We start from the raw sequence: 9,651 nt of genomic DNA, 5'->3' as shown, positions 1-9,651 counted from the left end.
TTGGAACACTGAAGCTTCGCAACCTCAGCTTCCTCGGTTCAGACCAGATGGACAACCTCCTGACAGGCCACACCTAAGGCATGACGAGATTGGGGTCGGTCATCCCAAATTTTGCAATGATGGCATCTTGCCCCTGATTTGCCCGACGCGTGAAGCAATTTCGCAAAATCCGCAAAGCGTCACGTCGTCCGCAAGGCGTCGCGTCGACCGTCGCCGGCTACTTTGCATGGGGTTGTTTTCGGGGTTTTTGCCGGACCGGGCGAAAGTCCGAGGCTGAACCCGATCTGATCGCGCTTTTCGGAACGTCGCGGTCCAGGTGGCGTTCTCCTGGACCGCGATTGGGTGTGCCTATTCCTCGTCCTCGTCGTCTTCCTCTTCGTCCTCTTCCTCATCCTCGTCGTCTTCGTCCTCTTCGGGCCCGGCCTGTTCGAGTACGGCGAGCGGCAGCGTCTCGCGAAACAGATTGCCTTCCATGCCCATCCAGAGGCAGAGCACGTCCTCCTCCTTGACATCGACGACGGTCAGCGGCTGGCCGCCGGATTTCAGCATCACGACATCGCCGGCTTTCAGTTCCATGGATTTCTTCTCCGTGTTGATCGACACGGGCTCGACGCTAGCAAGCCGTCATGACAGGGCGATCACGGACGGCTGCGATCGGTCGATCGCAAGGTGATGCCGAATCAGCGCCTGGCGACGATGATCGGCGTCGTCTTGATCGGGGTGCATGCATCGTTGAAAAAGCCCACCACGGTTGTGACGACCGGCACATGGCAGGCAAAGCTGTCCGGGCGATAGCTCTCGCGAATCCCGTCCATCTGGAAGGTCGCGAGGCTCATAAAGGCATTGAGGCGCTTGGCTTGAAGGTCGATCGCGGTCTGAAGGCGGTCGCGGTCGACCTGGAGTGAAGCCTTGCTCGCGGACTTCGCCTCGGGTTGCGAGGCCCAGTAGCGCACCGGCGCCAGTCTTTCGTGCAGGTTGCGGAGACAATAGTGCATCACCAGCACCTGATGCTTCGCGCTGAACCAGTGAATCGCGACGGAATCGTTCGTTCCCGCCTTTTCCCGGTTCTTCGGGCAAACATCGACATACGAATATGCCGGGTCCCAATTGTATCGGGCATCGATCGAACAGGCATCCTCGGCAGTTATGCGAGGGGTGGTCGACGCGCTGCCATTCGTGGGCGTGAATTGCGGCAAGTGGTGATCGCAATCGAAGTCATAGGCGCGAAGCAGGGATTGGTCGAGCGGGTCACTGTTTGGGGTCAGCCGTACTTCCGGATCGCCTTTGAAGTTCGAAGCCCAGTCGATGTATATCTCTGCGTTTCGTGCCAGCAGATCGCCGGTTTCAAACAACGCCAGCTGGGCCGTTTCGTAGACCTTGAGAACGTCCTGAGCGTTCTTGACGGCAAGGATCCGTTCGTTGGCGTCGGCGCGATCGTCGAGCGCAGCCGAATAATCAGAGAACAGCTGCTGTTGCAGCGCCTGCACCAGGGAGAATTTCGTCGAGATATCGTCGAACGTCTTCGCCGCAGCCAGCATGTTTTCCTTGGCCTGGGCGCTCACCTTATCCTGATAGGAGTTCAGATACTGGAAGGAGCCGACGAGGAGGCTGCCCAGCATCGTCACCAGCGAGAGGCTTTTGAAGAGCGTAAATCCGCGATCGAATTTCTCCAGCCACGATAGTGGCGGTTCGGATGGCGGAGGCGCTTTCGCGTCAGAGCCTGGCTTGGCTGCATCGTCCTGGGACACCGGTGACCTCCAAGGGTGTTCGGTCAGGAACCGAGCCGATACGATCTCCGATTGCCGCTCCTTGCACTGTGAGCTAGGTCATACATCACGGCACGGTGAAATCGCCGCCGCCCGTCCGCGGGACCGTCATCCAACCGGTCAGGGCAACAGCTCGGTCAGCGAGCGGATGATGCGGTCGGGCTTGATCGGCGATCCCGCAGGCAAGCCCTCGCCATGCACGTCCATCCAGACCGCGTAGATGCCGAGGCGCTGCGGTGTCACGACTTCCCATTCCAGATTGTCGCCGATCATCCAGGTATCCCCGGCGCTGACGCCGAGCGTGTCCATCGCGTGCAGATAGGCGCGCTCCTCGGGCTTGCCGAAACCATGCTCGCCCTCGATCTGGATGTGGTCGAAGCGGTGGGTCAACTCGAAACGCTCGACCTTGGAGCGCTGCATGTCGGCGGCGCCATTCGTCACCAGCGCGAGCTTGACCCCAAGCGCCTTCAGCCGGTCGATGGCCTCATGCGCGCCGGGGAAGACGAACATCTCCTCCTCGCGATAGGTGGTGAAGCGGTCGGCCAGGCGAATGGCGAGATCGTCGGGCAGGGCGCGGTGCCCGCTTGCGGCGAGCGCCGCGAAGCCGCCCTTCACCGTCAGCCGCCGCGCCTCGCCGAGCTTGAGCCGCCAGGCGGCTTCCGCATTGGCCCAGAAATTCCGTGCAAACGTCAGCACGGCTGCAGCGACCTGCTCCGGCGGCAGCGGTGCAAGTTCGGCCGCGAACTCGGTTGCGATCGTGTTCCAGGCGATCTCGGGACGGCCATAGGCCGACAGGATGGTGTCATCCATGTCGATCAGCATGGCGCGGGGGAGGGGTTTCATCGCGGTCATGGCCATTTCACTTCCGGCGGCAGCGAGGACAGGATCGAATCCACATTGCCACCGGTCTTGAGCCCGAAGATGGTGCCGCGGTCGTAGAGCAGGTTGAACTCGACATAGCGTCCGCGCCGGACCAACTGCTCCTCGCGATCGGCAGGCGTCCAGGCGGTCGCGAAATTGCGCCGCACGAGTTCCGGATAGATCTTCAGGAAGGCGCGGCCGACGTCCTGGGTGAAGGCGAGATCGGCTTCCCAGTCGCCGCTGTCATGCCAGTCGTAGAAGATGCCGCCGATGCCGCGGGCTTCTTTCCGGTGTGGCAGATAGAAATACTCGTCGCACCATGTCTTGTACTTGTCGTAGTCGGCGACGCCGTTCGGCCCGGTGCAGGCTTCCCGCATCGCACCGTGGAAGGCGATCGTGTCCGCATCCTCCTGCGTGCGCCGCCGGTCGAGCACGGGCGTCAGATCGGCGCCGCCGCCGAACCAGGCTTTCGTCGTGACGACGAAGCGCGTGTTCATGTGCACGGCGGGCACGTTCGGATTGCGCATATGCGCGATCAGCGAGATGCCCGACGCCCAGAACCGCGGATCGTCCGCCGCGCCCGGGATCTGCGCGCGAAACTCTGGCGCGAACTCGCCATGCACCGTCGAGCAGTGCACACCGACCTTCTCGAACAGGCGGCCGTACATCATCGACATTACGCCGCCGCCGCCGGGCGCGCCGGTGTGGTCGGTGCGCTGCCAGGGCGTGCGCACGAAGCGGCCGGCCGCACCGGGATAGAGCGCCTGCGGCGCGTCATCCTCGAGCCGCTCGAAGCTTGCGCAGATGTCGTCGCGCAGGGACTCAAACCAGGTCCGTGCACGCGTCTTGCGATCTTCAATCGTCGAAACGTCCATCTGCATTCCCGTCGCTAGCCAAGCGGAGTGTCGCGTAGGGTAGGCAAAGGCGCGTTTGCGCCGTGCCCACCACTTCTGCAACCGCCATTGCGGTCGCCGAAGAGGTGGGCACGCGTCGCTTTGCCCACCCTACGAATTTAGCCTTGCGGACCGTAATAGGTGCAGCTCTCGTTGCAACTGTCGCGATGGATGCTGACGCGGGTCAGTCCGCCGAGATGCTCAAGGCGCTCCCAGACGAAGCGCGAGAGATTTTCAAGCGTCGGGATGCCCAGCGCCTCGATCTTGTTGAGGAACTTGTGGTCCAGCGTCAGCCGCACGTCCTCGATCGCGCGCTGGAGGAGGCCGAGATCGACCACCATGCCGGTCACGGGATCCGGCGTGCCGCGCAAGCTCACCTCGGCGCGGAAGGAGTGGCCGTGAATCTCTTCGCTCGCCGCGCCGAAGGTCGTTCCCGACAGCGAGTGCGCCGCCTCGAAGCGGAATGATTTGGTCAATTCCCACATCTTGTGAACGTCAATCCTGTCTGATGCCAGGCTACCTGATGCCGAGCGTCTTGTGTGTTTGCACGCTGAGCCGCCATTGCGGGTGGCGCAGGCAATAGTCGATGGCGCGCGCGGTGTTCTCGGCCACCTCAGGTCCGTCCATCGGTTGCAGCGAGAACCGCTCGAAGGCGAGGCCTTCGAAAGCTTCCGGCAGCGCCTGCGCTTGCGGATAGACCAGCTTCAGCTCGTGACCCCGCCGCACGACGAGGTCGCTTCCCGCTTTTGGACTGACACAGATCCAGTCGAGGCCATCGGGCGGGAGGATCGTACCGTTGGTCTCGACCCCGATCTCGAAGCCGTTCGCGTGTAGCGCATCGACCAGCGGGGCGTCTACCTGCAAGAGCGGCTCGCCACCGGTCAGCACGACATAACGGTTACTGCCGGTTCCCGTCCATTGCGCGGCGATCGTCGCCGCAAGGTCCTCCGCGGTGGCGTAGCGTCCGCCCAGCGTGCCATCGGTGCCGACGAAATCCGTGTCGCAGAACTGGCAGGTGGCACCGGCGCGGTCGGCCTCGCGGCCGCTCCAGAGGTTGCAGCCGGCAAAACGGCAGAACACGGAAGCGCGCCCGGCATGGGCGCCTTCACCTTGCAGGGTCAGGAAGATCTCCTTGACCGCGTAACTCACCATGCTCTCCTTAAAATGGCCTAGAGGTTGCGGACCTGCCGCAGCGCTTCGCCTGCAGCCATCGCCGCGGTCATCGCCACATTGAGCGAGCGCAGCCCCGGCTTGATCGGGATGACGAGCCGCGCATCCGCGGCCGCGACCACCTCGTCGGTGACCCCCGCGCTCTCGCGCCCGAGCAGCAGGATGTCCGACGGCTGGTAGCGAAAATCAAGGTAGTTGGTCGCGCCTTTGGTCGTGAACAGCAGCAGCCGGTACCCTTGTTCCGTGCGCCATGCCTGAAATTTCGACCAGGAGTCGTGACGGGTCACGCTGACCTGGTCCAGATAGTCCATTCCCGCCCGGCGGAACAAGCGGTCGGAGACGGGAAAACCTGCCGGCTCGATGATATGGGCGGCCATGTCCAGACAGGCGCAGAGCCTGAGAATCGTGCCGGTGTTCTGGGGGATGTCGGGCTGGAAAAGCGCTATCTGCATGGGCGTGGACGGGGCTGGTTGCGGGCCGGAAATGTCTCAATAAAACATCGCCTGCCGCGGAATTCGTGCATTGCACGCTTCGGCGCCGATAGCGGGCTTGCGCTCGCCCGGCAAGGGTGCCAATAGAACGATTCTGGACTGCTGTTTCGCTCGTTTTGTCGCGGATCAAGCAAAGTTCTGCCGCCGCGGGGGGCCGCGGGCGCCGGCAGCCTGTTCTGGGGACCTTTGGGCGCCCCCTGGGGCGGTTCCGCCGGTCGCATAAGAAGAAAGGGTTGGAATCGTGACGACAGCGTCTTCGGCGGACCATCCGACACGCCGTGATTTCCTTTTCGTTGCAACGGGGGCAGCAGCGGCAGTGGGGGGCGTTGCGACGCTCTGGCCGTTCATTTCCCAGATGAATCCGGACGCCTCGACGATCGCCGCCGGCGCGCCGATCGAGGTCGATCTGACCCCGGTCGCCGAGGGCCAGGACATCAAGGTGTTCTGGCGCGGCAAGCCGATCTACATCAGCCACCGCACCAAGAAGCAGATCGAAGAGGCGCGCGCAGTCAACGTCGCGAGCCTGCCCGATCCGCAATCCGACGAGGCGCGGGTCAAGGCCGGGCACGAGCAGTGGCTGGTCGTGATCGGCATCTGCACCCATCTCGGCTGCATCCCGATCGCGCATGAGGGCAATTACGACGGCTTCTTCTGCCCGTGTCACGGATCGCAGTACGATTCCTCGGGGCGTATCCGCCAGGGGCCCGCACCCGCTAACCTGCCGGTGCCGCCCTATCAGTTCGTCTCCGACACCAAAATCCAGATCGGCTGAGCTATCCGGGCTGAAAAGCCCGGAGCCTTGAGCCATTGCGTCAAAATTCCTCAGGATCGCATCATGAGCGGACCATCCGACTACCAGCCGAGCAATCCGGCACTGAAGTGGATCGAGCGGCGCCTGCCGATCTTTGGTCTTATGCACTCCTCGTTCGTCGCCTATCCGACGCCGCGTAACCTGAACTACTGGTGGACCTTCGGCGCCATCCTGTCCTTCATGCTCGGGATCCAGATCCTGACCGGCGTCATCCTGGCGATGCACTACACGCCGTATGCCGATCTCGCCTTCAAGTCGGTCGAGCTGATCGTGCGCGACGTCAATTACGGCTGGCTGCTGCGCAATATGCATGCGGTCGGCGCGTCGATGTTCTTCTTCGCCGTCTACGTCCACATGTTCCGCGGCCTCTATTACGGGTCGTACAAGGAGCCGCGCGAAGTGCTGTGGATCCTCGGCGTCATCATCTATCTGCTGATGATGGCGACCGGCTTCATGGGCTACGTGCTGCCGTGGGGCCAGATGAGCTTCTGGGGCGCCACCGTCATCACCAACCTGTTCTCAGCCTTTCCCTATGTCGGCGAGAGCATCGTGACGCTCTTGTGGGGCGGCTATTCCGTCGGCAACCCGACGCTGAACCGCTTCTTCTCGCTGCACTACCTGCTGCCGTTCCTGATCGCTGGCGTCGTCGTCCTGCACGTCTGGGCGCTCCACGTCGCCGGCCAGAACAATCCTGACGGCGTCGAGCCGAAGACGGAAAAGGACACAGTACCGTTCACGCCGCATGCAACGATCAAGGACCTCTTCGGCGTGTCCTGCTTCCTGCTCCTCTATTCGTGGTTCATCTTCTACATGCCGAACTATCTCGGCGACGCCGACAACTACATCCCGGCGAACCCCGGTGTGACGCCGCCGCACATCGTGCCCGAATGGTACTACCTGCCGTTCTACGCGATCCTGCGCTCGATCCCGAACAAGCTCGCCGGCGTCATCGCGATGTTCTCGGCGATCATCGTGCTCGCCTTCCTGCCCTGGCTCGACAGCGCCAAGACCAGATCCACGAAGTACCGTCCGCTGGCCAAGCAGTTCTTCTGGATCTTCGTCGTGGTCTGCATCCTGCTCGGCTATCTCGGCGCGCAGCCGCCGGAAGGCTTCTACGTGATTGCCGGCCGCGTCCTGACGGTCTGCTACTTCGCCTACTTCCTGATCGTGCTGCCGCTGCTCTCCCGCATCGAGACCCCGCGGCCGGTGCCGAACTCGATCTCCGAGTCGGTCCTGGCGAATGGTCGAAAGGTTGCGGCCTCTGTCGTCGTCGCACTCGTCGCGGCCGGCGCGCTGTTTGCCGGTACATTGCAGGATGCCCGCGCCGCCGAAGGCACGGACAAGCCGCCAGCGCAGAAATGGTCGTTTTCAGGCCCTTTCGGCAAGTTTGACCGCGGCGCGTTGCAACGCGGCTTGAAGGTCTACAAGGAGGTCTGCGCCAACTGCCACGGCCTGTCCTACATCGCCTTCCGCAACCTCGCGGAAGCCGGCGGACCCGGCTATTCCGTCGCGCAGGCATCGGCCTTTGCCTCCGAGTACAAGGTCAAGGACGGCCCGAACGACCAGGGCGAGATGTTCGAGCGCCCGGGCCGCCCGGCGGATTACTTCCCCTCGCCCTTCCCGAACGAGCAGGCGGCTCGCGCGGCGAACGGCGGTGCTGCGCCGCCCGACCTGTCGCTGATCACCAAGGCACGGTCCTATGAGCGCGGCTTCCCTTGGTTCATCTTCGACTTCTTCACCCAGTACCAGGAGCAGGGCCCGGACTACGTCGCTGCGATGCTCCAGGGCTTTGAGGACAAGGTGCCGGAGGGCGTGACCATTCCGGAAGGCTCCTACTTCAACAAATACTTCCCGGGCCACGCCATCAAGATGCCGAAGCCGCTGAGCGATGGCCAGGTCACCTATGACGATGGCTCGCCGACTACGGTCGCGCAATATGCCAAGGACGTCACGACGTTCCTGATGTGGGCCGCAGAGCCCCACATGGAAGCGCGCAAGCAGCTCGGCTTCCAGGTGTTCGTGTTCCTGATCATCTTCGCGGGATTGATGTACTTCACCAAGAAGAAGGTCTGGGCCGACGCGCACTGAGGCCGTATAGCCATAGAAATGGAAAAGCCCCCACAAGGGGGCTTTTTTGTTGGCTGCGTTCGCGTCCCGGACGCGCTGCAGCGTGCAACGCTGCTGCGCAGAGCCGGGACCCAGCGTATCCACGGCTGGGCCCCGGATCAGCAATGCACCACGCCGCGAAGGGCGGCGCACTGCATTGCATCCGGGGCACGAGACTGTGTTGCTTGAAGCGATTGCCTATCGTGCCCGCACCCGCCAAAATACCCGTAACGACCCCTGAAACTCGTCGGAGGAAAGCATGGGCACCGTCATCACCTTCAAGCGTCCGGACGGCAAGGATGCGTCGGGCTATCTCGCCAATGCCGCGCGCGGCAACGCGCCGGGTGTGGTCGTTATCCAGGAATGGTGGGGGCTGTCGGACCAGATCAAGGGACTGTGTGACCGCTTTGCGCTCGCCGGCTTCGATGCGCTCGCGCCAGACCTCTACAAGGGCAAGGTGGTGCCCTATCACGACACCGATGCGGCCAATCGCGAGATGAACTCGCTGGACTTCATGGACGCCACCACGCAGACCGTGCGCGGCGCTGCGCAATATCTTTCGCGCAACAGCGCCAAGGTCGGCCTGACCGGCTTTTGCCTCGGCGGTGCCGTGACCATCATCGGCGCCACCAAGATCCCGGAGCTTGCAGCCGGCGTCGTGTTCTACGGCATCCCGCCGGAGCAGGCCGCCAAGCCCGCCGACGTCAAGATCCCGCTCCAGGCGCATTTCGCCAACAAGGACGATTGGTGCACGCCGGAGCTCGTCGGTGGTTTCGAAAAGGCCATGAAGGCCGCCGGCAAGCCGCTGGAGCTGTTCCGCTATGACGCCGAGCACGCCTTCGTCAACGAGCAGCGGCAGGCCGTGCATGACCGCGAAGCCGCCGAGCTCGCCTGGGGCCGTGCCACGGAGTTCTTCAAGAAGCATCTGGGATGAACGCAGCGGCGCGCTGATGCGACACAAGACAGGCCGCCCGGTGTCGGGCGGCCGCTCTGGCGCGGTCAGGCACTCTGCTGCGCCGGAGCCAACACATTGGCGCCGAGCATCCCATATGAAAGCCTTCCTGATCGCATCATTGTTCGTGACCGGCCTTGCGGCGCCTTGTTGGGCCAAGGATCCCGCGTGCAACGGGCCGGAATTCGGGGCATTCCGGACTGACTTCGAAGGCGCGGCGAATGCGAACGACAAGAACCGCATCGTCAAGCTGATCTCCTTCCCCGTCGAGTACTGGTCGGCGGAAGGCAAGCACGACGTTCAGAGCGGCCCGGTCAAGAGCGAGGCCGAATTCCTGCAACGCTACGACGCGCTGTTCACGCCCGCCATGCGCAAGCATCTGCACACCGCAAAGCTCCTGTCGCTGCCTGATGGCCACTGCGCACTGACCTGGCACGACACGAATTCCGAATTCACCTTCGAATTCCGCTATGTCCCCGACACCGGATTCAGGGCAATCGGATATGACGTCGGCGCGTATTGATCCGTAGATGGGGTAACGGGCTCCCGAGAGGCGTTCCTGCCCCGCAAGCCGCGCTCGCTACGGCGCTGTTTGGTGCGC

At 63.2% G+C, this 9,651-nt stretch carries 11 protein-coding genes; 4 read left to right on the top strand and 7 right to left on the bottom strand.

Annotated features, from left to right (window positions below; genetic code table 11):
• Window positions 1-348: 348 nt before the first annotated feature.
• The 7 genes from Q2941_RS48895 to Q2941_RS48865 all read right to left on the bottom strand — a co-directional run bounded on the left by Q2941_RS48895 (window position 349) and on the right by Q2941_RS48865 (window position 5,142).
• Entirely contained in the window at window positions 349-576 is a 228-nt protein-coding gene (locus Q2941_RS48895; RefSeq protein WP_254107921.1) for a DUF2158 domain-containing protein, read from the bottom strand.
• 104 nt (window positions 577-680) lie between these two features.
• The gene (locus tag Q2941_RS48890; protein ID WP_156944273.1) at window positions 681-1,625 is read right to left on the bottom strand and encodes a hypothetical protein; all 945 of its coding nucleotides are present in this window, start codon (window positions 1,623-1,625) and stop codon (window positions 681-683) included.
• 261 nt (window positions 1,626-1,886) lie between these two features.
• Window positions 1,887-2,624 (bottom strand): HAD family hydrolase, encoded by a 738-nt coding sequence (locus tag Q2941_RS48885; protein ID WP_458197149.1) that lies wholly within the window; start codon window positions 2,622-2,624, stop codon window positions 1,887-1,889.
• Entirely contained in the window at window positions 2,615-3,502 is an 888-nt protein-coding gene (gene hemF, locus Q2941_RS48880; RefSeq protein WP_458197148.1) for an oxygen-dependent coproporphyrinogen oxidase, read from the bottom strand. The genes Q2941_RS48885 and hemF overlap by 10 nt, the downstream gene beginning before the upstream one ends.
• Window positions 3,503-3,639: 137 nt before the next feature.
• Window positions 3,640-4,005, bottom strand: coding sequence for a 6-pyruvoyl trahydropterin synthase family protein (locus tag Q2941_RS48875; protein ID WP_027522832.1), 366 nt, complete (start codon window positions 4,003-4,005; stop codon window positions 3,640-3,642).
• 31 nt (window positions 4,006-4,036) lie between these two features.
• The gene (gene queE / locus Q2941_RS48870) at window positions 4,037-4,669 is read right to left on the bottom strand and encodes a 7-carboxy-7-deazaguanine synthase (RefSeq protein ID WP_027522833.1); all 633 of its coding nucleotides are present in this window, start codon (window positions 4,667-4,669) and stop codon (window positions 4,037-4,039) included.
• Window positions 4,670-4,689: 20 nt separating this feature from the next.
• Window positions 4,690-5,142 (bottom strand): tRNA (cytidine(34)-2'-O)-methyltransferase, encoded by a 453-nt coding sequence (locus Q2941_RS48865; RefSeq protein WP_027522834.1) that lies wholly within the window; start codon window positions 5,140-5,142, stop codon window positions 4,690-4,692.
• A gap of 280 nt (window positions 5,143-5,422) precedes the next feature.
• On the opposite strand from Q2941_RS48865, the gene petA reads away from it, so the two are divergent.
• From petA to Q2941_RS48845, 4 genes are all read left to right on the top strand, one after another.
• Window positions 5,423-5,953, top strand: a complete 531-nt coding sequence (petA, locus tag Q2941_RS48860; RefSeq protein WP_254107914.1) for a ubiquinol-cytochrome c reductase iron-sulfur subunit — start codon at window positions 5,423-5,425, stop codon at window positions 5,951-5,953.
• 63 nt (window positions 5,954-6,016) lie between these two features.
• Complete coding sequence (fbcH, locus tag Q2941_RS48855) at window positions 6,017-8,080, top strand: cytochrome b/c1 (RefSeq protein ID WP_458197147.1); 2,064 nt, start codon at window positions 6,017-6,019, stop codon at window positions 8,078-8,080.
• A 277-nt stretch (window positions 8,081-8,357) separates the two neighbouring features.
• Window positions 8,358-9,032 carry a dienelactone hydrolase family protein gene (locus Q2941_RS48850; protein ID WP_254107912.1) on the top strand — a complete coding sequence of 225 codons (675 nt, stop codon included), beginning with the start codon at window positions 8,358-8,360 and terminating at the stop codon, window positions 9,030-9,032.
• 115 nt (window positions 9,033-9,147) lie between these two features.
• Window positions 9,148-9,573, top strand: a complete 426-nt coding sequence (locus Q2941_RS48845; protein WP_458197146.1) for a hypothetical protein — start codon at window positions 9,148-9,150, stop codon at window positions 9,571-9,573.
• The last annotated feature ends 78 nt before the right edge of the window (window positions 9,574-9,651 follow it).

This window comes from Bradyrhizobium sp. UFLA05-153, assembly GCF_054185185.1.
This window is presented reverse-complemented; position numbering and strand designations above follow the sequence as displayed.